Annotated in this window: 17 protein-coding genes and 2 pseudogenes; 11 read left to right on the top strand and 8 right to left on the bottom strand. The window is 66.0% G+C overall.

Features of this window, described 5'->3' with window-relative positions; all coding sequences use genetic code 11:
* Window positions 1-146: 146 nt before the first annotated feature.
* Window positions 147-1,073, top strand: coding sequence for a GNAT family N-acetyltransferase (locus tag EV192_RS31040; RefSeq protein ID WP_165960699.1), 927 nt, complete (start codon window positions 147-149; stop codon window positions 1,071-1,073).
* Here EV192_RS31040 and EV192_RS31035 read toward each other — a convergent pair.
* Window positions 1,015-2,256, bottom strand: coding sequence for an MFS transporter (locus EV192_RS31035; protein ID WP_132121751.1), 1,242 nt, complete (start codon window positions 2,254-2,256; stop codon window positions 1,015-1,017). The two genes, EV192_RS31040 and EV192_RS31035, sit on opposite strands and share 59 nt — an antisense overlap.
* A gap of 64 nt (window positions 2,257-2,320) precedes the next feature.
* Between EV192_RS31035 and EV192_RS31030 the strand changes: the two genes are divergently transcribed.
* Complete coding sequence (locus tag EV192_RS31030; protein ID WP_243727192.1) at window positions 2,321-3,295, top strand: DUF5937 family protein; 975 nt, start codon at window positions 2,321-2,323, stop codon at window positions 3,293-3,295.
* On the opposite strand, the gene EV192_RS31025 is transcribed toward EV192_RS31030, so the two are convergent.
* Window positions 3,292-4,998, bottom strand: coding sequence for a S9 family peptidase (locus EV192_RS31025; protein WP_243727191.1), 1,707 nt, complete (start codon window positions 4,996-4,998; stop codon window positions 3,292-3,294). The genes EV192_RS31030 and EV192_RS31025 overlap by 4 nt on opposite strands.
* A gap of 984 nt (window positions 4,999-5,982) precedes the next feature.
* On the opposite strand from EV192_RS31025, the gene EV192_RS31020 reads away from it, so the two are divergent.
* Entirely contained in the window at window positions 5,983-6,201 is a 219-nt protein-coding gene (locus EV192_RS31020) for a hypothetical protein (protein ID WP_132121749.1), read from the top strand.
* 150 nt (window positions 6,202-6,351) lie between these two features.
* Window positions 6,352-6,798, top strand: a complete 447-nt coding sequence (locus EV192_RS54950) for a hypothetical protein (RefSeq protein WP_207926300.1) — start codon at window positions 6,352-6,354, stop codon at window positions 6,796-6,798.
* 906 nt (window positions 6,799-7,704) lie between these two features.
* On the opposite strand, the gene EV192_RS57190 is transcribed toward EV192_RS54950, so the two are convergent.
* Both EV192_RS57190 and EV192_RS57185 read right to left on the bottom strand, forming a co-directional pair.
* Entirely contained in the window at window positions 7,705-8,010 is a 306-nt protein-coding gene (locus EV192_RS57190; protein WP_341770929.1) for an aromatic-ring hydroxylase C-terminal domain-containing protein, read from the bottom strand.
* A gap of 230 nt (window positions 8,011-8,240) precedes the next feature.
* A pseudogene (locus EV192_RS57185) lies at window positions 8,241-9,293 on the bottom strand (FAD-dependent monooxygenase); the annotation flags it as partial.
* A gap of 71 nt (window positions 9,294-9,364) precedes the next feature.
* Between EV192_RS57185 and EV192_RS31005 the strand changes: the two are divergent.
* The gene (locus tag EV192_RS31005; RefSeq protein WP_132121745.1) at window positions 9,365-10,030 is read left to right on the top strand and encodes a TetR/AcrR family transcriptional regulator; all 666 of its coding nucleotides are present in this window, start codon (window positions 9,365-9,367) and stop codon (window positions 10,028-10,030) included.
* Between the two features lie 301 nt (window positions 10,031-10,331).
* Here the strand turns inward: EV192_RS31005 and EV192_RS31000 are convergent, their stop codons facing one another.
* Entirely contained in the window at window positions 10,332-11,999 is a 1,668-nt protein-coding gene (locus tag EV192_RS31000) for an alkaline phosphatase PhoX (protein WP_132121743.1), read from the bottom strand.
* Window positions 12,000-12,487: 488 nt separating this feature from the next.
* Between EV192_RS31000 and EV192_RS54175 the strand changes: the two genes are divergently transcribed.
* Window positions 12,488-13,165 carry a hypothetical protein gene (locus tag EV192_RS54175; RefSeq protein ID WP_165960698.1) on the top strand — a complete coding sequence of 226 codons (678 nt, stop codon included), beginning with the start codon at window positions 12,488-12,490 and terminating at the stop codon, window positions 13,163-13,165.
* Window positions 13,059-13,865 (top strand): RNAseH domain-containing protein, encoded by an 807-nt coding sequence (locus EV192_RS30990; protein ID WP_243727229.1) that lies wholly within the window; start codon window positions 13,059-13,061, stop codon window positions 13,863-13,865. The genes EV192_RS54175 and EV192_RS30990 overlap by 107 nt, the downstream gene beginning before the upstream one ends.
* Window positions 13,866-13,900: 35 nt before the next feature.
* On the opposite strand, the gene EV192_RS30985 is transcribed toward EV192_RS30990, so the two are convergent.
* Entirely contained in the window at window positions 13,901-14,425 is a 525-nt protein-coding gene (locus EV192_RS30985) for a tyrosine-type recombinase/integrase (protein WP_243727189.1), read from the bottom strand.
* Window positions 14,426-14,495: 70 nt separating this feature from the next.
* Between EV192_RS30985 and EV192_RS30980 the strand changes: the two genes are divergently transcribed.
* A complete protein-coding gene (locus tag EV192_RS30980) occupies window positions 14,496-14,939 on the top strand; it encodes a hypothetical protein (protein ID WP_132121738.1) in 444 nt (147 codons plus the stop codon).
* 274 nt (window positions 14,940-15,213) lie between these two features.
* Here EV192_RS30980 and EV192_RS30975 read toward each other — a convergent pair whose 3' ends face one another.
* A complete protein-coding gene (locus EV192_RS30975) occupies window positions 15,214-16,221 on the bottom strand; it encodes an ArsR/SmtB family transcription factor (protein ID WP_132121736.1) in 1,008 nt (335 codons plus the stop codon).
* A 448-nt stretch (window positions 16,222-16,669) separates the two neighbouring features.
* Here EV192_RS30975 and EV192_RS30970 point away from each other — a divergent pair, with 448 nt between their 5' ends.
* The 3 genes from EV192_RS30970 (at window position 16,670) to EV192_RS30960 (ending at window position 21,843) form a co-directional block, all read left to right on the top strand.
* Window positions 16,670-20,419, top strand: coding sequence for an SGNH/GDSL hydrolase family protein (locus tag EV192_RS30970; protein WP_165960697.1), 3,750 nt, complete (start codon window positions 16,670-16,672; stop codon window positions 20,417-20,419).
* Window positions 20,416-20,940 carry a hypothetical protein gene (locus EV192_RS30965; protein WP_132121732.1) on the top strand — a complete coding sequence of 175 codons (525 nt, stop codon included), beginning with the start codon at window positions 20,416-20,418 and terminating at the stop codon, window positions 20,938-20,940. Before EV192_RS30970 ends, EV192_RS30965 begins: the two co-directional genes overlap by 4 nt.
* A 126-nt stretch (window positions 20,941-21,066) precedes the next feature.
* Window positions 21,067-21,843, top strand: coding sequence for a DUF8189 domain-containing protein (locus tag EV192_RS30960; RefSeq protein WP_132121730.1), 777 nt, complete (start codon window positions 21,067-21,069; stop codon window positions 21,841-21,843).
* A gap of 255 nt (window positions 21,844-22,098) precedes the next feature.
* On the opposite strand, the pseudogene EV192_RS57700 reads toward EV192_RS30960, so the two are convergent.
* A pseudogene (locus EV192_RS57700) lies at window positions 22,099-23,461 on the bottom strand (transposase).
* Window positions 23,462-23,977: the final 516 nt, after the last annotated feature.

Here is a 23,977-nt window from a genome sequence, read left to right as displayed (position 1 = left end):
GGGACGGGCGTAGATCGGTCACGCTACCGGCGATCCGGTCGGAACTCGGCGATATGTCGATCACCTATGCCGGACCCTCCGAAGGAGTGGCCTACACCCTGGAGTTTACTGAACAGCGCCGTGAGACAGCCAACGGCGAAGATCCCGTGCGTGACTCGCGGACGGTCTCGGGACGTGATCTCCTGCGCGTCAACGGGTTCCCGACCGGCGACATCACCATTGTGGGCACTACCGCTCCGAACGCGAGCCGGCTGCCCCGGGACTTCTCGTTCGTTCTGCCGATGAGGGTCCACTTCGTAGTCGACTTCAACGCGGACACCGAGTCCGTCATCGAGAGAATCGCCAGGGGAGAGCGCCGGAACTTCCGGCAGAAGTGCCGGCAACACAAATGGGATCTCGACATCGAGCGCGACCCAGGCTGGTTTGACCACTTCTACGACCGGATCTACCGGGCCACCATGTTCCAACGGCACCGCGAGCGCGAGCGGACCGAGAGCAGGGAGTCCGCCTACGAATGTCTGTTCCGCAACGGCATCCTGTTTGTGCTCCGTATGGACGGTCGGCGGGCCGGCGGGCATCTCTGCCACTGGGACCGCACGACTGGGGTCCTGACCTCGCGCCTGCTCGGCGTGCTCGACGGGGCGGACGAGTACTATGCCGCCGGAGCGCTGAAGGTCATGCACATCCTGCTGATCGAATGGGCCGGCCGAAACGGGGTCCGGCAGCTCGACTTCCAGGGCACCGAGGCGTTTCTCAGCAAGGGCACGTACCAGTTCAAACGTCTGTTCGGAACACGGGTCACGCTGCCACCAAACCACTTTGGCGACAAGCGACTGTGGCTGCAGGTGCGCCGCGACACCCCGCAGGTGCGGGACTTCTTGGTGGCCAACCCGTTTCTCGCAGTCACCGACGACGGAACAATGGAAGCCGTGTACTTCCACGACGAACATCGTGTCGCGCGCACCGAGTACAAGTCGAACTCGCCCGGAGTGGTCGGCGTTCGACACGTCAACCTCACTGATTTTCTCGCGGAGATCTCTCGCCATGACGGGTCGCGCCCCGCATGGCGGTGAGTAGGACAGGGAGCACGACGAGGAGCGCGATCGCCCGCACAGTGCCGGCGACCAGTTGCGGGGCACGCAACCCAAGTTCGTGTGCGACAAGACCGCCAGTCAGAGTGCCGAGGGGGATCAGGCTCCAGCCGAGCATCTTGTACACGCTGTTGACGCGCCCGAGCATGTCCGATGGGACGACTTGCTGCCGCAGGGTGGTAGTGACGATGTTCCACAGCGTCGTGGCGAAGGCGCTGATAGCCAAAAAGACACCCAAGGTGACCGTGTTCGGGCTGAGCCCCGAGCCGATGAACGCCATGACGTTGGTTGCGAGCGCACTGAGAATGGCCGGTAGAGGGCCGATGCGCTGGACGACGCGGGCGTTGACCAGCGCGCCCAGGATGCCCCCGACAGCTGCTGAGGCGAGCAACACGCCGTAGGCGCGGGCATCGAGGTGGAGTGTCTGGGTTGCGAGCAGGACGAGGGTGGCGTTGGCCATCTGCCAGCAGAACAGGTTGACCGCGACAAGGATGGCAAGAGTCCGCATCAGACGATGCCGCATCAGCCAACGCAAGCCACTCGCGATCGCGGCGCGGATCGACTCACGCGCAGGTGGTGGTGAGCGCCTCGGCATCTTCGACAGGATGGAAGCCGACAGGACGAAGGAACACGCGTCGACGCCGAACGGCAGCGCGGCAGACACCACGAACAGCGAGCTGCCCACCGGCGGGCCGATGAACTGCTGGCCGACAGTGATCATGGCCTGCTGGTTGCCGTTGGCCCGGTGCAGGACGTGTTTCGGAACGACATCCGGGAGGACGGCCTGTGCCGCGTTGGCGAACGCGACATCGCACGTGCCCAACACGAACGCCAGGACCGCCAGACCGGCGATGGTGATCTCGTCCAATGCGATAAGCACTGCTGTGCAAGACACGACTGTCGCTGCGACCAATTGGCACCGTCGCATCAGGGTCACCCGGTCGACACGGTCCACCAACGCCCCGGCCTGCAGTGACACCAGCAACCATGGCAGGTACGTCGCGGTGGCGACGAGGGTGACCAGCCGCGGATCCTGGGTGAGGCTGACGGCCAGCAATGGCACGGCCGCCACGTAGGCCCCGTTGCCGATGTTGTCGATCCCGGTGGCCAGCCAGAGTCGCCAGTAGGCGCCGGACAGACGCGACTCGCGTGTACGTAAAGGCATGGTCCACATCGTCCGACCGCTGTCGCAATCCGAACATCATGTAGCTGGGCGCTAACATCAGGCAATGGCGCTGACAGTCGAGGTCGGTGTGGCAGAGCTTGCCGCGACCCGGTTTGCGATTTCGCCCATGTCGGAAACTGTGGCCTGTCTTCAACAGTTGAGTGGGCGCGACCGCAATCCAACGAACCTGCGATGGTTGCGGTGGGCGCAGGATGCGCTCGCGATCGAATCGTTGGACCTGTCGCATACGTGGCCGCTGATCGCGACCCGGCCCAACTGGCCCGAATTCCTGGTCCCCGCTCCGCGAGGTGCCGGCGCGTCCATCACGGAGGACCTGGATGCGCTGCGCAAGACGACGGCGGGTCAGGTCCGGTCCAGTTTGGCCCGAGTTTTCGGTACAGACCTTCCGCCAGCCGCGACCGTGCTGGCCGACCGGCCAGCGGCGGGCCTGCGTGCGATCGCGTCGGAGTTGCGTACGGCGTACGACCGTCTCGTGGCGCCGCATTGGCCGAGAATCCGTTCCGTCCTGGATGCCGACGTCATGTATCGCGGGCGGCAACTGGCGCTCGGTGGAGCCCGAACGCTGTTTGCCGACCTGCACCAGGACCTGCGCTGGCAAGAAGGGCGGCTAACGCTCACCGGTGAACATTGGCAGACAGATCGCGTGGTGAGCCGGGGACCGGGCGGGCTCGTGCTCATGCCGGTGGTGCTCGGTTCACCCCACGTGTTGATCAAGAAACGCACGTCCACACAGACGACCGTGCGCTACCCGGCACGCGGCAGCGGCACCTTGTGGACAGCGGACGCCCGGCGTCCAGCCGGCAGCACGGTCCGGCTGCTGGGCCGAGTGCGCGCCGAGATCCTCCAGGCGTTGCGTTCGCCTTCCACGACCACAGATCTTGCCCGTGGGCTGAACGTGACACCCAGCGCGATATCCCAGCATCTCCGGATCCTGCGCGACAGCGGACTTGTCGTCCGTGAACGATCCGGGCGTCATGTCCTGTATATGACCACCGAACTTGGTGTAAGGCTCCTCTAGGACACCGGGTGGCCCAGATGGCGTTGGAAGAACGTCACCTGGTGGCTTAGCAGGTTCTCGGCGATCGATGCGTCCATCGGGTCGTGGCCGACGCCCGGCAGGAGCAGCACTTCGTGCTGCCGCCCGGCCGCCAGCAGCGCTTCGGACATTCGCAGGGTGTTCGCCGGATGGACGTTGTCGTCGGCGAGGCCGTGGATCAGCAGCAACGGCCGGGTCAGCGTCGGCGCCGACCGCACCAGCGAACAGGCATCGTACCGGTCGGGGAAGTCCTTCGGGTGGCCAAGGAACCGTTCGCGCCAATGCGCGTCATAGAGCAGTTGATCGGTGACGCCGGCGCCAGCGACCGCAGCGTGGAAAACGTCCGGTCGGCGCAGGACTGCCAGTGCGGCCACTGATCCGCCAAAGGACCAGCCGCGGATGCCGACCCGCCCCAGGTCGAGTTCCGGGTGCTGACGTGCCGCCTCTCGCACTGCGGCCACCTGGTCGTCCAGCACTGGTCCGAACAGCTTGCCGTGGACCTCGCGTTCCCAGTCCGGCCCTCGGCCCGGGGTGCCGGCACCGTCGGCGACCAGAACGGCGAAACCCTGTTCTGCGAACCACTGCGACACCAGGCACCGCCAGTCGAGTTCGGCGGTGACTCGCTGCCGGGCCGCCCCGCCGTACGGGTCGAGCAGAATCGGCAGGCGCCCGTCACCCGGCCGGTGCCAGGACGGCACGTACAGCGCGGCACGCAGTCCGCGTAGACCGAGAACCAGCCGACGAGCATGCACGTCCAACACCGGTCGGTCCACCAAGGACCGAACATCCACCGGCGGCCGTCTCGTGCGCAGGACCGTAACCTGCCCACCCGGGTGGTCGGCGCCCCGAGCAACTCGCACCAGCGTGCCACAGCGGCGCACACCGGAGTGCACGCCCGCCTCACGGCTGAGTCGCTGCACGCCGTCACCGGGCCGATAGCACCACAGGTGGGTCTCCGTCGGCTCCTCCGACGCCGTGAACAGCACCTCCTCGCCGTCCACGCCGAGTACCGCACGAAGCTGGAGGCCAGGTAGCGTCACAACAGCCCCGTCCACGGCCAGATGCCGGGTACCCCGCCGGTCGGCATGCGTGACGAACGCGCCGGAGTCCAGGCGCACCGGAAGACCGGGAACCAACTGCACCCAACAGTCGTCCCACTGTTCGTCTACAACGGCTGTCACCCCGTCGGTCGGATCGATGCTCAGGAACCGGACCCTGTGCTGGTCGCGTGACTGCACGACGGCGTACGGACCGTGTGCGTCCCAACCCGCGCCCACGACGTATTCGAAGGCGCAGCGATCCCAGCGGACCTCCGTGCGTGCGCCGTCCAATTCCAGGAGCCACAACGTGACGTCGGGATTGGCTTGGCCAACCGCCGGATATCGCACGGCACGGGGTGGCGCGGACGGTGTCGCAGGATTGGCGATATGCCAAAGCGGAACATTGATGAAGTCGACCCCTGCCACCAGCAGGCGCTCGCCGTCCGGCGCCCACCAGTACCCGCGCGAGCCGCTCGACGAGGTCGTGTCGGTGTGCACCCCGGTGCCGAACGTGACGTTCGGTAGGTCGGACGACGCGACCGCACGATCCCCGGTCCCGTCTCTCTCGACCACCCGCAGCGCGCCCTCACTGACGTACGCGATCCGCACCCGCACGGGTCGGGTCGCGGATCGTCCGGTGGGCATTGTGCAGGCAGCCGCCGGGCCTTCCCATCGGCGACATTCACCGACCACAACCCGTCAGCCAGCGTGAAAGCCACCGACCGCACGGCCGCATCGGTGCCGTAGCGGGCAATCCCGGTAGAGGCATCACCCAACAGGGCACCAGGATCGGCCAGTACGCGCTCTGCCCCGGAAGCCAGATCCAGCGCCCACAGGCAATTCACGGGATCAGTGCCCGCCCGACTGCGCAGAAACAGCACAGTGGATCCGTCCGAACTGACGGTGAACTGGTCAGGGGCACCCCGGGAGAACCGACCTGTGTGCACCAGTTGGCCAGGAAGGGTCATCGTCGGCACCTCGGCATCGTAGACCGGCACACAGTTTCCGTCAGCTGATCGGATTGTCTGCAGTGGGGATATCACCACGTCGAACACGGTGAGAATGTGCTTCAGCTCGTCAACGGGTAGGTGGAAGGCGCCGGAGAAGTCGACATCGCGGTCCTTGCGGGCGTACGGGCCCTCCGCGGGTGCAGGTCCTTCGTCGAGCTTGTATGCGTTCCAGTCCGCCACACCGAGGTGGAACGACTCGCCTCGCATCTCCAGTGGGTCCAGCCACCGGCCTCCATCGGTAGATCGATGATCGCGCCTACATCTGCTCCATTCGCCGTGAGGCGTTGAGTATCGCCTGTCGCGGTTGGGCCGCGTTGGAGGCACTACGTGCCTTCGCTGAGCCCGCCCTCAGCGGAAGGAGCCTGCTGCTGCTACCAGGATGGAGGCGGGCTGTCGGCTGAGGTCCGGGCTCGGCATGAGGCGGTTCGGTTGCCGGCGGCGGAGTTGTTCGCCCAGGACGTGTCGGTGCCGGAGATCGCCAGAGGGCTGCGGGTGGCGCACAACGCGGTGCAGGTGTGGCGGTGGCGCGGACGGCGAAGGCGGGTTGGCGTCCAAGGGACCCCTCCGGCAAGGACCGCCGACTCACGTTGGTGTGCGTTCGTGTCCCCGGACCGGTTCGATGGCCGCCGAGGACTCGCCGTATGACATCGAGCAGTACACCCGATGGACCGCGGCGACGACGCTGATGATAACCGCTGGCGACAAAGATCCACGGTACAAGCCACTTGCGGAGGCGATGCAGCGGAGCCTCCAGTACGTCCAGGTCAAGTTGACGGCCAAGGGACCGGAGTTCGATGACATGGTGGCCGACGTGCGGCAGCTCTGCGAACCGTACTGACGTTGCACTTGCCGAAAACCTCATCCGTGCTGGTTAGATGCTGTCTACGGTGGATCAGCACCGTTCGCTCGTTCCGTTCGGGGCCCTGCGGCAGGATGATCGGCCGTGCTGCTGTGACTGGCTTTACTCGGCCTGACCAACACCTTCGCCATGCTTCGCCTGCTCCCGACGACCGGCCGGGGCAAGGACATCGAGATCCTGGTGTTGCGCTACCAGATCGGGGTGCTGCAACGGCAACTCGGCGACACGAGGGTGCGGTTCGGTCAGGTTGACAGGGTGTTGCTCGCCGCGCTTCTGTACCGACTACCGCGTCGGACGTTGCGTAGGCTCCGTCTGCGGGTGCGCCCAGACACGATTCTGCGCTGGCATCGTGATCTGCTCCGCCAACGCCATGCGACACCGGGGCGCTCGACCTATTCAGCCGCCATCCCCACCCGCTGCACCAGGCCCAGACACATCGACAGCTCGCCGCCGCCTACACGTATGGGGATGCCGGCCGAGGTGGCACACCACGCCGACGGCGCACGAGCCGGCTATCTGGAGGTTGGCCGTGCCGACAAGGCCCGTGGCCTAGAGCCACCTGCGCCTCAGCACTAACGGCCCGCCAGCCGCAGGAAAGCCAACCGGGCCCTGGATGTTGCGTTCGCCCCGACCGGGACAGGCACGCGGAGGTCGAGCCGACCGTAGTGAACAACAACCATCACCACCGATGCGCACTCGCATGTTCCGACGCTCCACCACCGGGTCGCGTGCTAGTGGACTCCTGGTACCGCGCTATGCAGGCCGAGCTGAGCGAGACTCACTTCTCAACGGACGGTGACCCATCGCGGGCGCCCTCACGATCGTGGCTCACCATGCGGACGACGATCCCCCGAGGGGAGACCGACGACAAGGCGCGCACTACATGTCGTCCACCGTTGACTGGTCGCCCATCACTCGCACCTCGTAGCCCTGCCCGGGTGCGGACGATGCGCTCCCGGGATGTTTTTGAGTCTTGACGACAAAGCCTTTCCCGCCATGTGCATCGCATGGTCGATGCCTCCGATCCACGCCTGTTCGTCCGCGACCGGCGCGGCTGGCTGGATCCAGATCTGGTGTCACCGAGCGTGTCGTTGGTCCTCGTCGGGCGCTCGCGTGACCAGCTGATAGCGCTTCCCCCACGTACCGCAACCGCTCCTCATCCGGCAGCCGCGCAATCCGCTGCGCCGCGATGCAGGTGCGAGAGATCCACCGGACCGTCCTCGATGTCCGCGCTGGTCACCACTGCTCGATCGATTCGAATGGGTTTTGAGACAGGGTTTTGGCCGATTTCCTGTCCGAGAACCACGTTGTATAGACGCTGGGAGATCTATGCGGTCGGCTCCTACAAGTGGGGCGACCCTCGGGCGCACCTGCTGTCGGAAAAGAAATTGAACCACAGTTGACCTCACGTGACCGCCGGCCGGAGGCCGGCGGTCACCTCGCCGAGTCTCGGTCACGCCCTCGGCTGTCGATAATTTCGGGTCAGTGGTGTGCGGCGGTGGTTGCCGCTGCCTCGGCGGGCGCGCCGAACCAGGAGGTGAGGGCTTGCGGTAGGCCGTCGGTGTCGGTTGTCGCGCCGGCCCAGGCGACGTAGCCGTCCGGGCGGATGAGCAGGCCGGCCAGGTCTGGGCAGGACGTGTCGTGGGCGGTGATGACTTGCACGCGGTCGCGGCGCCTGGCCGCCGCTGAGCGGATTTCCGCCGAGTCGGCCAGGTCCAGCAGGACCGCGCGGCCCTGACGCAGTGGCACGGCGACGAGGTCCCAGGTGTCTGGATCCAGGTCGGGCATGAACCGGCCGACCAGTGGGTGTGTCGAGTTGGGGGCGTAGTCGGTATCGGTGCAGTTGGCCATTGCCGCGAAGTGGCTGTTGGCGGCCGGATCGCGAGCACCTCGGCGAGTACGTCCCGCAGCGCCTCGACCTCGGGGCCGGGCCGCATCAATGCCACCTGGGCGCGGGTGTTGCGCAGCACCCACTCGCCGATCGGGTGTCGTTCGGCGGTGTAGGTGTCCAGCAGGGTCTCCGGTGCCAGGCCCCGGGCGACCAGGCCGAGTTTCCAACCCAGGTTCATCGCGTCCTGCAGGCCGAGGTTGAGCCCCTGGCCACCAATCGGGGACTGCACGTGCGCGGCGTCGCCGGCCAACAGTATCCGGCCCTGTCGGTAGGTGGCCGCCTGTCGGGTGGCGTCGCCGTACCGGTGGGCCATGGTCAGGCTGGTGATGGTGGCGTCAACGCCGCTGACGCGGCGGATGCTGGCCTGCATCTCCTCCAGGGTGACCGGCGCGGCGCGGTCGCCGGGCCCGCCGTCGAACTCCACGGTGTGGATCTCGCCGAGCATCACCGACACGCCGCCCAGGGCGCCGGGGCCGCGCGGGTGAGAGGTGACGGTGTCGGGGTCGGCCAGTGTGGCGATGGCGGCACGGCCGGTCATGGTCGCCTCCGTGCCGGGGAACCCGATTCCGGCGTGCTTGCGCACGGTGCTGCGGCCGCCGTCGCAGCCGACCAGGTAAGGGGCGCGGACGGTGCGGCCATCGGCCAGGACCGCGCGCACGGCCCCGCCCTCGTCGACGACGTCGACCACCTCGCTGCCGTGCCAGACCCGCACGCCCAGCTCGCTGGCCCAGTCAAGCAGGAGCTGTTCGAACAAGTGCTGTTTGAGGGTGTACCAACGCAGCTGCGAGGTGTCCTCGCCGATGTCCTCCTGTAGCAGCAGGCCGCTGAAGTGGCTTCGGGCCCGGCCGTCGCGGATCTCGCGGATCACGCGGGAGGCAAGGTCGGCCCCGGTGTCGTCGTGGCCGTGTTCGGCGTCCAGCAGGTCGAACATCTCTTGCTGTGCCTTGGCCAGTGGTTCGATCAGTCCGCGCAGCCGCAGACTTTGGGTGCTGCGGCCGAACACGCCGCGCAGGCTCAGGCTGCGGGGGCGGCGTTGGGCACCGTCGGTGGCTTCGAGAACCAGCGGGTCCAGGCCGGCCAGGCGCAGTTCGCCGGCCAGCAGCAGGCCGACCGGCCCGCCACCGACGATGAGGACATCAGTCACGGTAGTCACCACAACACTCCTATTTACACTGTACATGTACGCCGTAAATTGCTGATCATGTACAGTGTAAATCTGTCAACCCCGGACGCAATGGGAAGGACGACTTGATGGCACCGAGGCAGCCTCTGACCCGGGACCGCGTCCTGGACGCCGCCCTGGCCCTGGCCGGCACGGACGGGTTGGCCGGGCTGTCCATGCGCAAGCTGGCCAAGACCCTCGGCGTGGAGGCGATGGCGCTGTACAACCACGTGGCCAACAAGACCGACATCCTCAACGGCATCGCGGACCGGGTGTTCTCCGAGATCGACCGCGCCGATCCCGGACTCCGCTGGGACCAACGGGCCCGCGCCATCGCGGTCGGCATGTACCGGGCACTGCGCCGCCACCCGGTCGTGCCGATGGCGATAGCCACCAGTCAGGCCAACCTGACCACGCTGCGGGCGCTGCAACCGCTCGACGACCTCACCGGGGCGTTCTACGAGGCTGGCCTGGACGACGATGGCGTCCGCCAGGCGATCCTCGCCGTGTACAGCCTGGTCTTTGGATCGCTCTGGCTGACGACCGCCGGGTTCGCCCGAGACGCCGACCAGGCCATCACACCAGAACACGTCGACCCCTATCTCCACCGCCTTGACCCCGACAAGCTGCCGCACTCCAGCCGCCTACTGCCCGCGCTGGCAGCCGGGGGCGCGGAGAGCGACTTCATGCGCGGGTTGGACGTGTTGATCGCCGGACTGGCGGTGTTGGCCACGCCGCGGCGGCCTTCGGCGTGAGCAGCGCAACGCTGTGCCGCGACCGCCACACCCAGATCCGGTCGTCCCGATAACGGTCGAATCCGGGACGACCGACCGCCGGCTGGGAAACCCCAGGACGGGCCGTCCCCGAACCCGTCCCGAAGTGGGGGTGTCGGCGTTGAGTCCGGTCCTGGACAATCCGGGATGGCGCACCAACACCGTCCGGATCGGCACCGACTGCATCCGCATGACCGGGTAGCGGTGACAGTCCGAAGTCAATTTTCCTCGGAGGCGGATGCCGTCGGCGAGACGGCCGACGGCATCCGTTCCAGGGCAAGGCTCAGCGCCGAGTGGACACGATCTCCCAGGTGATGTTGTCGCCGTGCTGCTGGGTCCAGAACAGTCGCCAGCCGTTGTCGAACGGAGTTGGGCGCTGCTCGCCGAGGATGCCGCGCGGGGACGGATCACCGTTGGACATGTGGATACCGGTGATCTCGTTGTCGCCGTCGTTCTGGAAGCCGGTCTTGCCCGACAGCGCGGAATCGATGGTCGCGGACGGGTCGCGGCCTTCGCCAAGGAATCGCAGTGGCTGCGCGCCGTGGGCGTAGTCGGCGTTGATGTCGAACAGGTAGGCGGAGTCGAGCAGACCGCGCTGGGTGTGCAGGCCGTCGCCGGCGTCCTCGACGAACGCTACGTGGTTGGCGTCCACAAAGGTCACGTTGTCCAGTCCGGTGTGTTCCTTGTCGCCGTTGTACACCAGCGAAAGCCGTCCGTTGTCGGCTCGGGGGTCGTCCTGGGTGAGTTTGAGGACCGAGCCCCAGCCGCCGAAACCGTTGTTGGCGGTACTGTCAGCGTTGGTGTCGCCGGTCTCGTCGAAGTAGAACTCGCGGAAACCGGTCCCCGGCCGGAACTGGCCGTTCTCCGGGCGCTTGAACGGCGTGGCTTTGGCCGCCTTGGCGAGCGCGTTGGCGTCGAACGCCTGCCCGGACGAATCTGTCGCGGTGTCGTGGATGGTGACCCAGTGGGTGGCGAACGAACCACCGTAGGTGTGTAGGTCCTTGACGTCGTCGGAGAAGGCGTTGCCTGTCGGATGGCCGGCGTCGATTGGCTGGAACGCGATGGGCTGCCCGCTGCGCCGGGAAATCACCTGCAGGGCTTGCAGTTTGCCGTAGGTGAGATCATCGCGGTCGTGTGGGACGTACCGGTACACGAAGCTGTTGGGCAGCTTGGCCTTGTCGCCGGGTACGGTGGCGCCGCCGACGTCCTCGACGATCAGCAGGTTTCCGGCGGAGTCGTTCTGGATGCCCTCGTAGCCGCCACGGCCCAGGGCGAAGGAGATGTCCTGGACCGGGCCACCCAGGTCCGGTGCGGCCTGCCAGACACCGCCCTGGTTGCCCAGTTCCGCGGTGAACAGCAGCTTGCGGGCCCATGGGTCCCAGGTCGAGCCATCGAAGTTCGGCAGCGCGGCGCCGCTGGTGGTCTTGGTGGCCAGCAGGGTCACCCGGTGCGCCGGGTCGGCGTCCAGGTTGATCCGGGTGAGGTAGCCGGTCGCGCCGGCTTCGTGGCCCTGGAACAGGAAATGGGTGCCGTAGTCGTAGGTCGGGTCAGCGCCGTGCTGGCCGCGCAGGATCAGGTACGTGTTCTTGTCCGGCTCGGTCTTCGACGCCTCCACCAGATGTCCCGCAGCCGGCAGGTCGCCGGGCGCGGGCAGCAGCGGGCCGTCGCCTCGGTAGCCGTAGAACGAGATGTCGGTGGTCGGATTCTCCAGCCGCCGCGCCCCCTCGGCGACCTGCTGCTCCGTCAACTCGGGCGACAGCGAGTTCGGCACGGTCACACCGGTCGTCTTGGCGTTCGCGCCGACCGGCGTCAACCGCAGTCCGCCGCCGTGCCGACCGCCATCAAGGCCGGCATCGTCGGTACTGGCACTGGCCGAGATCGCGGCGGCAACGACAAGTAAGCTGGCGACACCGGCGATTGTGGTGGTGACCACGTGTCTTCTGGGTCTCATAGTGATCCTTCGTGGCGGGATCGGGAACGACCTCCCAGTCAAGACCTCGCACATCGCGCCCACTGCCCCACAAGATGACGTTTTCCGATACGCCAGACAAACGACGCGTTACCACACGGTGAGAAAGTACCGGTTCAGGGCACGTGGTCGGACAACGGGCTGCGGACGTCTATGCGGCGGGCCTGGTCTTCCGCAACGGGATGTACTCCTTCGACCATCCCGTCGCACCCGGCACGTCACTGGCCGACAAGGTTCCCTTGGTCAACTGGCGGCGACGACTCTGTCTGACCACCTTCTCCCAGTCGCGCCGCTGCCCAAGGGCAACACCGTGATCTTGGATGTCAAAGCACTCAAGGCTGGCAAGTACAGCGCGACCTCCGATCCCGCCCAACTCCGCGGCGCGATCGCGGATACGGTGGGCACAACCATCGGCATCGATATCTTCTACGACACCCCAGCACACCAAGAACTACGCCCGAGCAACCCTGTTGACGCTGCTGGGAATCGAGGTGCCTGAAGACACGGACTACATCACGGGCAAGCCCAACACCATCATCACCGACGAACTCACCATCCTTGCCACAGTGCGCCCGGTCGGTGCCTGGGGCGGCGCGCTCGCGGGCGATGAAAGCATCACCAGCAACTCCGATCGCCTGCAGGCCGCGGTAAACAGCCGGATGAACAGCATCAGCGAGGCCCTCCGGGACGCCGATGTCCCGACCATCTCGCTGGTCGAGATCAAGGGTAAGAAGTCCTATACGGGCAAGCAGCGCGCTGCTGACCCCAAGTTCGCGATCAAGGTCGGATTGTCGCGTACTGGGCGGCTGGCTCAGTGCGTGACCGAGGCGCCGCAACCAGAGCAGGCCGAGGATGGCCAGGACGCATCCAGTTCCGACGCCAGTCTGGAGAAGATGGTCAACAGCTGGTACGACCTGCTGCGGCAACTCGGTGTCCGCGCCAGCAATCTCCCCATCCAACTGGGAGGAACCCAGCATCACCGACGCTCCGGCATACCTGGCGTTCTGGCTCATCCGCCAGAACAAGCGCGGCTGGGAAGGCATCACGCGACAGGTTCCGGTTGCCGTTCTGGTCGACCCCACCGGACGCACGATCCACGCCTGCGCGCCCAAAGTCGCCTGGATGCCCCTGCACCGCGCCCAGCATGAAATCAGCCGGCACCACATGCTGACTGATCAGAAACGGACTCCCGAGGAGATCACCCGTTTCTTCGAACGAGTCCTGCGTAGCGTCGCTGGACAGTACCCGTCGCTGCTGCTGTTGCCCTGTGCCCAGAATCTGCGGTGGGGATGGCCGCACCTCAACAACCCCGACATGGGGATGGACACCATCAAGTTCGGGCAGCAACCCCAGGACATCACGCGTTACCCCGGCCTGCGCCACGTCCGGGTGCGCACCACCGACCGTGGCGAGGTATCGGATTCCTATGCGGTCAACGGCAAGGACGAGGGACACGCCGCTGGGTACTGGATCGCCAACGACCGGATCTTTTTCAGTACTGGCGAGAAGCCGGTCAGCGCGAGCAGGGCGGTCAAGGCCGCTTCGAAGGTCGTTCCCCGCTGGAAGAAGGATGACCTGATCAACGCCCGAACCAAGGCAATGGTTTGGAATGCTCGTGCTCTCGAATACACCGTCGCGGCCAAACAGGCCGGCGACGTAGCCGACGACTGGGCAGCCGTGACGCACGATTTGCGCTGGGCAACACCTCACTACGACTACTCGGTGTCCTACCCGTGGCCGCTGATGGCGGCCAAGCAGCTCGCCCAGTACGTCATGCCATTGGAACTATTGGAAGAAATCGAAGCCGAGGACGACACCCTTGCCGACAGCAACGACACTGGCGAATGACAGGAGTGCACCGATCCGGCCTTGGACTCCTATAGCTACGGCCAGGTGCAAAGTAGCCGCTCGACGGGCTGCTGACCTGGCGTTTGGCCGCGTCGACGGGGGCTGGACAGCAGTTCGGTGGCTTCGTGGACGGCTGCGAGGCCGGGTTTGACGTAGCGCTGCACTGATCGCAGGGACTTGTGTCCGGTATTGGTCATGATGACGTTGGCGGAGACGTTGGCGTTGCCGAGGTGGGTGGCTGAGGAGTGGCGCAGTTGGTGCAGCCGTAGCCCGTCGCCGTAGTGGGCGAGCAGGATGCGGGCGCGGTCGTAGCCGAGGCGGGCCCGTTGGGTGTCCGGGCAGATGTCCTTGGGGTCGGTGGTCGCGCGACGGTGCGGACGCTGGCCCGCACCCGATTGCAACTCCGTCCGCCGTTTCTCGACTCCACCGATGACCGGACGCCCAGCAGCCGTGTACCCGATCATCCCGTGCACCATCCCCCGACGAAGCCACCACGCGCGCCGGGCCCCGTGGTGGCCTTCGACATGGTCGGGGGTCGTCGTCGCAGCGGGGTCTTTCATCGCGGCGAACTTCCTGCCGATTGGGTCGGGGTATTGGACCGACAGGTCCTCCGGCGTTCAGACGGCGCAGGTGACGCTCACCTTCAACCTGTTCCACCCGTTGGCGAGGGCGGTCGCCACCGGGGTGGACGGCGTGAAGGTGGAGGTGACCCAGTGGCTTGCGCCGTTGCTCGGCCTCGGCACCGCCGTGATGCTCGCCCTCCTGCTTCTCTTCCCCGTATTGCTCCGGTCAACGGACCCGGACCTCAAAGCCATGGGCGAGACAGTGTACAAGGTGTGCCTGACTTGGGTAGTCTTCTTTGCGTTCATCCTGGTTGTTGCAGAAATACTTAGTTTCGTCAAGTTTCCGGAAGGTCCCGGGTTGTATTCCCGCGACGAAATACAGCCCGGCGCGTGGATGCTTATCATGGCCAGCGCGATGGTGCAGACCACGATGCAGCGAACGGGACAACGCCTCGGCCTGCCATGGGCCAGCCGAGGGCGTGTCCTGCGCGTGAACAGAACGCCACGCTAAGCTACAACGCTCTCGTCGGAGTAAGTCGTGGAACGATCCGCCGCAACGTCCTCGGACGTCCGCCACAAGCCGCCGAAGATTCAGCGCCATAAGCTCTGAAGGTCACAGTTCCGGCTGGTCGCCGTTCCTCGATGTGGATCAGGTTACCGGATAATGGTCCCTTATCCGGTAACCCTCCTGCGTCGAGTTTGAGGTCAACGTCCCGCAAGGCCGGAGCTTGGTCGCGTATCTACGGGCGCGTGTGGAGCGCCGAGAAGGGACGGGCCCGACCCGTCTACGCCGTTGTCTGCTGGCCGTTGGTGAGGGTGTGGCCGAGTGGGGTGCGGGTGTAGAAGGTGTGGCCGGCGTGGCGGGCTTCGGTGATGAGGTTGTTGTCACGCAGGACGGCGGCGTGGCGAGACAGTTGTGAGGCTGAGATCCCGGTGCGGTGTTGGATGGCGCGGGTGGGGGTGGCGGTGGTGATGGCGAGCAGGATTTTGGCGCGGGTGGGGCCGATGAGTTTGGCCAGGGCGTGCGGGTCGGTGGCTGGTGGTGGGGTGTGGGTGAGGGGGTAGACCAGGACCGGCGGTAGCGCGAGGTCGACCAGCACGACGGGCATGGGAGAGCAGAACCAGGACGGGATCAGGGTCAGTCCCCGGCCGTGCAGGTGAACGGTGTGGGTCATGGGATAGGGGAATTCCAGGACCTGGTCGCTGGGGTGCCAGGTGGTGGTGGGGAGCAGGTTGGCCAGCATGGCGTCGATGCCGTGGGTGGCGAGGATGCCGGTGAGGCGGGTGTGTTCGGTGGTGGCCTGGGCTTGGATGGTGGGCCAGGTGGGGGCGAGCGTGGTGGTGAAGTAGTCGCGGATCGTGTTGCCGAGCAGGTGCAGGGCCTGGGCGTCACCGGTGGCGAGGTCGCTGCCCCAACTGGGGGCTCCGCTGCGGGTGGTCAGTTCGTCCAGTTCCCGTCCGATCCGCGATCGTGGGGTGGCCAGCAGGGTGTCCAGGCCGGGCTCCAGACCCTGCAGGCCGGTGTGCGGGGTGAGGAAATCGGGGAAGTAGGAGGAGATCGGCGTCAACGGCAGCAGGTGGTCGCGCACCCGGCGGCCGAGGGCATGACCGGACAGGCCGGTCAGGGTGTTGGCCCGCCACCGCAGGACGTCGGCCGGGGCGAGCGGGCCGGGGCTGGCCGTGGGGCGTGGTCGTTGGAGTCGGTGCAGGCTCAGCACAAGTTCCCAGAGAGAGTCCGGGCTGCCCGATATTCGGGTGCGTGCCAGATCCTCCCGGGTGAAATGGATCAGCAACCTCGCCGCTCCCCCGAGCGTGGTTATGCCTTCCAGTGTGCCCGTGTCAAGCCTGTTGTGCCAGGACACAAAAGGGTGGATTTCTATCTCGGCTCTGGCAATTCTCGTGACCTGGCCATTTACATCGAGGCCGTCACGCTGGGGTGTGGGGAGTCGGGACAGAAGGGGGTGTGTGGGCGGATGCACTTACCAACTGGACTTCGAGCACAGCCGAAACGGTTACAGCGCCGTACAGCGTGACGTCTTCGCCGCATAGAAAGGGAAGAGATCGGCACCAGCGGCCCAAGTCGTCGCGGACCTGGTAGCCGAGAGCTTGGCCGGAGAGGCAGGTCAGGGTGCCGGTTCGCTACCGCAGAACACATGGACGGAAAGTATGCCCACTTTGACTTCTCGAAGGGCTTCATGGCGTATGAGAAGTGCAGCCGCGGCCCTGATTGCCGTCGGCGCCATGCCCACGACGCCGGTCAGTGCGATGGCACGTCGACTCTGGGTTCTGGGCTGTGTCTTCGCCTTGGCTGCCGGCCTGCCGGTGACCGCCGCCGCAGCACCTGCACCACCACCGGCGACCGTGACGTCGGTACCAGGCACCGAACTCGCGGCCGGCTGGCGGACATCCACCGACCGCGTGGTGACCACGGACGGCGACGCGACCGGCCTGCACGTCCTGGCCGCTGACCGGCGCACTGGCTACACCTGGCGTACGGTCGCGAGCCTGGGCGTCCCTGGGTCCGATGTGGACCAGTGGATCGGGAACTCCTGTGTGACCACGTCGGGACGACGAGCCGTGGTCGTGTACGCGCCAAGACAGGCAGCCAACTCCGAGGACGGATTCCATTCCGGTGGTGTCGCCGCGATCATCGACCTGGACACCGGGGCGGTCACGACGCTGGCGGACGGGGTGTCCCTGGCGTACTACAACCCTGGGTGCGGTGTCGGCGAGCAGGCCGTGCTGACCCAGAACCTGATGAGGGGAAACCTTTACGTGTCAAGGCTGATCACTGTCGACGCGACCACGGCCACAGTGACCGCGCGGGTGGACGTGGCCGGGCAGATCACGTCCGCCATCCCGACTGCCAGTGGAGTCGTCGCGGCCCAGGGTGACAGCCTGGTGGCGATCGGCGGATCGGGCAGGCCCGTCGTGCTCGCCGACCAGGACGCCGTCCCGTTCCGGCTGGGTATCGACCGGGACGGCGCGATCAATTACGAGGTACAGACGGGCGATACCGTTGGGCTGCACCGGTTCGCCGGTACCGTGGACCATGTCGTCGGCTCGGCCCCCGCCAGGTCGGTGCGACTGCACACCGTGGCTGGGACGACGTACCTGACCGGTCCACAAGCGACACAAGTCAAGGTGCCATCGACGTGGCGTACGGTCGCGGCCGCGGTAGACGCCGAACCGTCCACCGACGGGCTCGCGGTCGTGACCAGCGCGACGAGTGGCACTGAGGAAGCCGGCGACGTGCACATGACCGGCGCTTCCCTGGACGCACAGCCGATCGGGGTCGGCCTGACTGTCTTGGACTCCGGTAAGCGCTACGCGTTCACGGTCCAACCTGGCGCTGCCACGCCTGCGGCGGTTCCTCCGGGCAACGACACGACCGACCCTGACCGGGTCTGCGCGATCCCGCGTAACGACCCGAAGATCCAGTCGCTGCAACCCACTACGCAGATGGCCGAGTGGGCGGCGGACCTCGCTGTGCAGGGCGCGCTGACCGAGTCCCGCCCCGCTGGCTGGAACGGCAGCAACCTGCCCGCGTACACCCCGCAGGGGCTGTTCCCGTCGCACCCGCTGGTCGGCGGCGGCCAGGTGCCGGCCCAAATCATGCTGGGCGTGCTGGCGCAGGAGTCGAACATGTGGCAGGCCAGTCCACACGTGACAGACGGGGAGAGCGGGAACTTCGAGCAGGGCGGGTTCTACGGCAGTGGCGGCGTGGTCTTCGACAACGTGGACTGCGGTTACGGGGCGGCCCAGGTCACCACCGGCATGCGCAAGGGCGAGACTGTCTATACGCAGACCCAGCAGATCGCGCTCACCGTCGACTACGCCGCGAACGTCGCGGCCGGTCTGCAGGTCTTGCAGGACAAGTGGAACCAGCTCAAGCAACTGGGCATCGTCGTGAACAACGGCGATCCGCAGTACCTGGAGAACTGGTGGTACGCGTTGTGGGCGTACAACTCCGGGTACCACAAGTTGAATGACCGGACCGACCCGTTCAGCAAATCGGACGCTTACGGGCTGGGCTGGAGCAACAACGTCGCCAACGAGGACCTCGCCCCGGACCGCGGCGGGTTCCTGGATGGCACCACCACGTGCCTCCCCAAATACCAGGACCCGAACGGCCGGTGCAACGACGCCAAACACCCCGCGGACTGGAGCTACCCCGAGCGGATCATCGGGTTCGCGCGCCACTCGCTCGTCCGCTACGACTACGTCAACGGCAACTACCACGACTCGTTCACCACCGCCACCTGGTCACAGGCGCCGCAACTCCCACCGGTGGGCACGTTCTGCCAGCCGGCCGCCAACCAGTGCGACATGACCAAAATCCACAAACCGGGCAACTTCCCCAGCGACCACGGCAGCCACTGCCAGCGCGACGACCTCGCCTGCTACTGGCACACCTCGGCGACCTGGCAGCCAAACCCGGCCACACTGGGCACACAGGTGCTTCGCTACCTGCCCGGCGCGCCCGAACCAGCAGCGACCCATTTCTACAACCCCGTGTGCGCGACGGCGCCACTGCCGTCGAACGCGCTGATCGTCGACGACGTCCCAGCGGACGTGAGGACCCAGAACGGGTGCGCCAAGTCATGGACCAACAGGGGAAGTCTCACGTTCACCTTCCCGGCGGACAGCACCAACCACTACCCCGCCAAGATCGACTTCCACCAGTTGGACACCGGGTTCGGCGGGCACTTCTGGTTCTCGCACGTCTGGCCTGCAGGGGAGGTGACCCACCGGGTGACCGGCACGTGGACACTCAACCAGCAACTCAACAGCTGGGCCCGGGTCCTGGTCTACGTCCCCGACCACGGCGCCGAGACCCCGCAGGCCGCGTACACCGTCGGGGGCACGGACAGCAACACGCCACCCATGCGGACGGTGGTCGAGGGCAATTACCTCGACGCCCAGCGCAAACCCCAGCCCGGGTCGTGGCATTCGCTGGGCGCCTTCCACTTCACCGGAACCCCGAGCGTCACCCTGTCGAACATCATCCCGAAGTCGACCGGCATCGAGCCCGGCGCGATGGACATCGCCTGGGACGCCGTGGCGTTCCAGCCGTTGCCCGGCAAGCCGGCGAACCAGATCGTGGTCCTCGGCGACTCGTACACCGGCGGCGAGGGCGCGGGCGACTACGACCGCGCGTCCAACCACATCGCCAGCGACGGCGGCGTGTTCGACGCATGCCACCGTTCGTCGCACGCGTGGTCCCGGCAAGCGTCCCTTCCGGACAGTGGTTCGACCATCGGGGCGCGTGCGGACGCGCTTGATCCCTCGCTCGACTACCACATAACGGCGTGCAGCCACTCGACCACCGTCGGCGTGGGCGACACCACAGGCACAGGCGAGAACAACGAGGGCGCCCAGTTCGACCAGGGGTACCTCGACGCGAACACGACCCTGGTCACGTTGACCATCGGCGGGAACGACGCGCGTTTCTCCGAGCTGATCGAGTTCTGCGCCAAGAACTCCTGCCCGGACGCGGTCATGGGTTCCGATCCCCAGGACCTCGCCCACTACGAGCCCCAACTCATCCGCGGCTACGTGGTCCAGCAGGTGTCCAGTGTGCTCACCGAGATCCACAACCGGGCGCCCAACGCGAAGATCGTGCTGATGGGCTATCCGGTGTTGATGGTGTCCGGCGAGGCCCCCCACGAGACCTGCACCTCGATCTACGGCGCCAAGGCCATCGCGTGGTTCGCGGACATGGCGCACGAGATCGACCGCGACTACGAGGCCATGGTCGCGTCACTCCGCCAGCAGGGACAACCGGTGACCTACCTGAGCAGCCTCGCCGCGTTCCAGGGCAAAGCGGCGTGCGGGCCCGCACCGCAGATCAACGGCCTGACTCTCGACCGTACCCATGCGGAAATCCCGCCGTTCCCACTCAGCCAGCAGTCGTTCCATCCCATGGTCGAAGGCGCGGCAACTTACGCCGGGCTGCTGACAGACGCACTGAAGAAAGGACTGCCGTGAAAACAAGACACCGGATTCTGACCATGCTGGTGGCCCTGGCCGCCCTGCTGGGAGTGGTCACCGCACCCGCGGCGACCGCGATCCAGGGCTGCCCGGCCGGCTCGACGACGATCCTGATCGGCCCGGCCGTCCCGGGTGGCAACAGCTACGCCGGCTGCCGGATGAACGGCCAGCACTGGATCGCCCAGGAGAGCTCCGGCGAGTACTACCAAAACAACTACCTGGTGTGGGGGAACCAGAGCGGCACGCTGAACCAGCGGATCGTGGTCGGCAGCGACTGGGAGCTCTACGCGGCCGACTGCTTCCAGGAACACTGCGACCCGTGGGAGTCCCTGGGCGGCAAAGCCAACTCGCACGGCGGCGGAATCTTCTTCTACGCGACCGGATTCGGCTACGGCCACCCATACCCCACCACGGGATACCTCCGGGTATATGGAACCGACGGCCAGTACTACTGCAACCACGGTGACTCCGGCATCTTCACCGGATGGCGTGTCGACCACGGGGGCACTTGCGCGTAACGGAAATGTCCAGCCGCCAGCGTCGATTGATCTCTGCTGCGGCTGGCAGATCGTCGGTGAATAACATGGTTTCAAGGTAGCCGAAACAGGAGTCGAAGCTCAGCGGATAAGACGAGGGGCCGCGATGTGACGGCCGATGCCGTCGCGTTCCATGCTGCCACCCTCGCCGTCGAACCTGAGCCATGCCGCCGCACCATCCTGACTGCGGTCAGGATGGTGCGGCGGGAACAGACTCTGTTTGAAGGGGACGATTGCATGGCATGGATAAAGTCGATGCGTCGCGCGCGACAGACCTTGGTAATGATCATCATGGTGACATCCGGGTTCGTTACCAGTGTCAGTGCAGCACAGGCCACCGGGACTCGTAACGTGCCGCCATCATGTAACGGCCCGGCGTACAATTCACCTATCAACAAGGGTTCGTACGGGGGATTACAGAGATGCGGCCAATACAGTTCCCATGTCGACGAGCAGAACGCAACCATCCAGGTGCTGGCCGGCAGCGACTACAAGATCTACGAAGGGACCACTGAACTTTCGAGTCAGGCTCAACGTTCGGGCGAGCATGATACGACGTGCGTCTACCGAGACCCAAATGGTAATGAAATCCTGATCATCTGCGCTTACGGCTGCGCTACACTGCATTGGCTTGATGGCCGGAAATCTCTGTTCTGCGTAGGGTCCGACCATGGAGTTTACTACACCGAGCAGTTCGTGCCAGGAGGTCCGTGGACCGGCTGGCGCCCGATGGGTGGATACGCGACGAGTAGTGTGACGGTGAATGGTGACAACACTTGGCGCCCGCAGATTGTCGTATACGGTAGTGATCAAGTGACACGCTACGAACGGCATTGGACTGGATCCACCTGGTCACCGTGGGCTGTCCTCAGCACACCGGGCTGACCGACGACCAGCTCGACGCGCGCCGTTCGACTACGTCGACGACATGTGGCAGGACGCCAAACGACAAGGCGTAAATCCCGCGCTACGACCAGACAATGGTGTCGCACGAGTCGATCGCGGGTGTATATCCGGGCGTTTCAGACAAGACGGGATCTTGCTGGCAGATATTCCTGCTCCGTCATCGGCTGTGCCCGGTGCCGTGGGCAGAGTTACCGGACCAGGTGATCTTCTCTCCACAGCTGTCTCTAGAACGGTCTACGCGGCGAGGTCGAGGCGTTTGCTCATGTCGAGTTGGAATCGCCCGTAGGGGTTGACGTTTGACCAGAACAGTGCGTTGAGGCCCCGCCGGTCCTCGGCGGTCAGCCGTTTCTCCCACTTCGGGTCGGCCAATACCCGTTGCAGCAGCAGGGTGTTCACCAGGACCAGGCAGGACTGAAGCAGGTGCAGGGCGAGCATCGAGACTTCGACGTTTTCCCGGTCCGGGCCGGTGAGCTTGCCGTCCTTGCCGTAGAAGACCACGTCGTTGGCTGAGTTCCAGTTCTCCACCACCTGCAAGCCGGAGTGGATCTCGCGCCGCAACTCCTCCTCGGCCAGGAAGTCGCAGGCGAAGGTCGTGCGCACGACCCGCCCGAGTTCTTCCATCGCCAGGTAGACGGGGTTGTTCGGGCCTCCCTTGGTGAACCGGCGCAGCATCTGCTCAGCCTCGGTGGTGCCCAACCGCAGGGCGGTGGCGTACTTGACCATGGCGTCGTACTGCTGGGTGATCTTGTCCCAGTCGATCGGCCGGTTGACGATGACGTCCTGAAGCTTGTTCCACGTGTTGGGGGCGTCGTCGGGGCTGTAGAGGCGGATCGCGCCAATGTTCTTCAACCGAGGCAGCAGTCGGAAGCCCAGCAGTTCGGTGAACGCGAACCCGACCAGCGAGGCGCCGTGTATCGGTGTAGTTGGCCTCGATCTGCGCGTCGGTGCAGTGCCGCAATAACCCTTGGATCATGGACGCGACTTCGGAGGACGAGCAGCTCTTGATCTGGGAGTAGATGCACACGCGTCCTTTTTCGACGTGCCAGTAGATCATGATCCCGTTCGAGCCGTATCGGGCGTGAAAGCGGGTCAGGGAGTTGGATTCCAGTGCGTTGAAGCGCTTGGAGTCGCTGGCGGTGGTGGTCGCTCGGCCCCACCATTTCGGGTCCCGCGCCGCGAGGGTCTGATTGATCACCTTCACGATCGCTGCCCGCAGGTTATCGCGGGTGATGTGGGACGCACGGACCCGGCGCAACGCGGCCTCGCCGTCTTCACCCTGCTCGGCGGTGGCCACCAACTGCCGGATACCCATGTTGGTGCCCAGCTCGAACAGGCACAACAACAGACGCCGGCGCAGCGTCGGCTTCGGCAACTTCTCCCGGGTGGCCACCGACACGAACTCCTCGCTGAACTCGGCCAGGAAGTCGGCCTCCTTGAGGATGTCCAGCAGATCGATGGTGCCCCAGCGGCGGGCAACCTCGGCCTTGATCGCCGCCAGGTTCTTCGGTTCGGGCAGCTTCTCCAGCTTGGGCACGCTGATCCACGCCTGGCCCTTGCGCGTCTTGATCCGCACCCCGCCGGCGGTGTTCTCAGCCATCGCGGAGTTGAGCTGGTCCAGCGCCGCGCGGTGGCGGCGCTTGAGGTCGTCGACGAACTCCGCGGCCGCGAGCGGCTTGTTCAACGCCGCGTAATGCACATCGCGGTTGTCCTCGAAGTTCTCGGGCATGTCCTCCTCGGGATTGCGCCACAACCCGGCGCCCTGCACCCAGATTTCCCGACGCCGCAACGCCTCCCGCAGCGCGATCAGCACACACAACTCGTAGGAGATGCGCTCGATCCGGCCCTTGTCGTCGGTGATCGCCTCATGCCACTCCTTGGGCACCATGCCCTCGACCGGCACCGAGTCCGACGCGTCGTGCGCGGCGGCCCGTGCCTTGCCCGGCGCGGCCCGCTCGGCCTGAGCGTCGCGGGCAGCGTAGCGGGCCAGCAGGTCGATCGCGTCCATCACCGGCCGGTAGGTGGTGTTGTTGCACCGGAACGACAACGCCGCCAGCACCGGGCCGAGCATGCGCCGGTAGTCGTGGGAGTAGGAGCCACGCAGCTGGTAGCGGAC

Origin of the sequence: Actinocrispum wychmicini (assembly GCF_004345645.1) — a bacterium.
Classification (GTDB): Bacteria; Actinomycetota; Actinomycetes; order Mycobacteriales; family Pseudonocardiaceae; genus Kibdelosporangium; species Kibdelosporangium wychmicini.
Note: the sequence above shows the minus strand (reverse complement) of the source record. Positions and strands in the feature narration are given on the sequence as shown.

Excerpts from the sequence above, each read along its gene's own strand:
- EV192_RS31035 (WP_132121751.1), bottom strand. The coding sequence starts at position 2,256 with ATGCCTTTACGTACACGCGAGTCGCGTCTGTCCGGCGCCTACTGGCGA.
- EV192_RS31030 (WP_243727192.1), top strand. The coding sequence starts at position 2,321 with ATGGCGCTGACAGTCGAGGTCGGTGTGGCAGAGCTTGCCGCGACCCGG.
- EV192_RS31025 (WP_243727191.1), bottom strand. The coding sequence starts at position 4,998 with ATGCCCACCGGACGATCCGCGACCCGACCCGTGCGGGTGCGGATCGCG.
- EV192_RS31020 (WP_132121749.1), top strand. The coding sequence starts at position 5,983 with ATGGCCGCCGAGGACTCGCCGTATGACATCGAGCAGTACACCCGATGG.
- EV192_RS54950 (WP_207926300.1), top strand. The coding sequence starts at position 6,352 with ATGCTTCGCCTGCTCCCGACGACCGGCCGGGGCAAGGACATCGAGATC.
- EV192_RS57190 (WP_341770929.1), bottom strand. The coding sequence starts at position 8,010 with ATGCCCGACCTGGATCCAGACACCTGGGACCTCGTCGCCGTGCCACTG.
- EV192_RS31005 (WP_132121745.1), top strand. The coding sequence starts at position 9,365 with ATGGCACCGAGGCAGCCTCTGACCCGGGACCGCGTCCTGGACGCCGCC.
- EV192_RS31000 (WP_132121743.1), bottom strand. The coding sequence starts at position 11,999 with ATGAGACCCAGAAGACACGTGGTCACCACCACAATCGCCGGTGTCGCC.
- EV192_RS30985 (WP_243727189.1), bottom strand. The coding sequence starts at position 14,425 with ATGAAAGACCCCGCTGCGACGACGACCCCCGACCATGTCGAAGGCCAC.
- EV192_RS30970 (WP_165960697.1), top strand. The coding sequence starts at position 16,670 with ATGCCCACGACGCCGGTCAGTGCGATGGCACGTCGACTCTGGGTTCTG.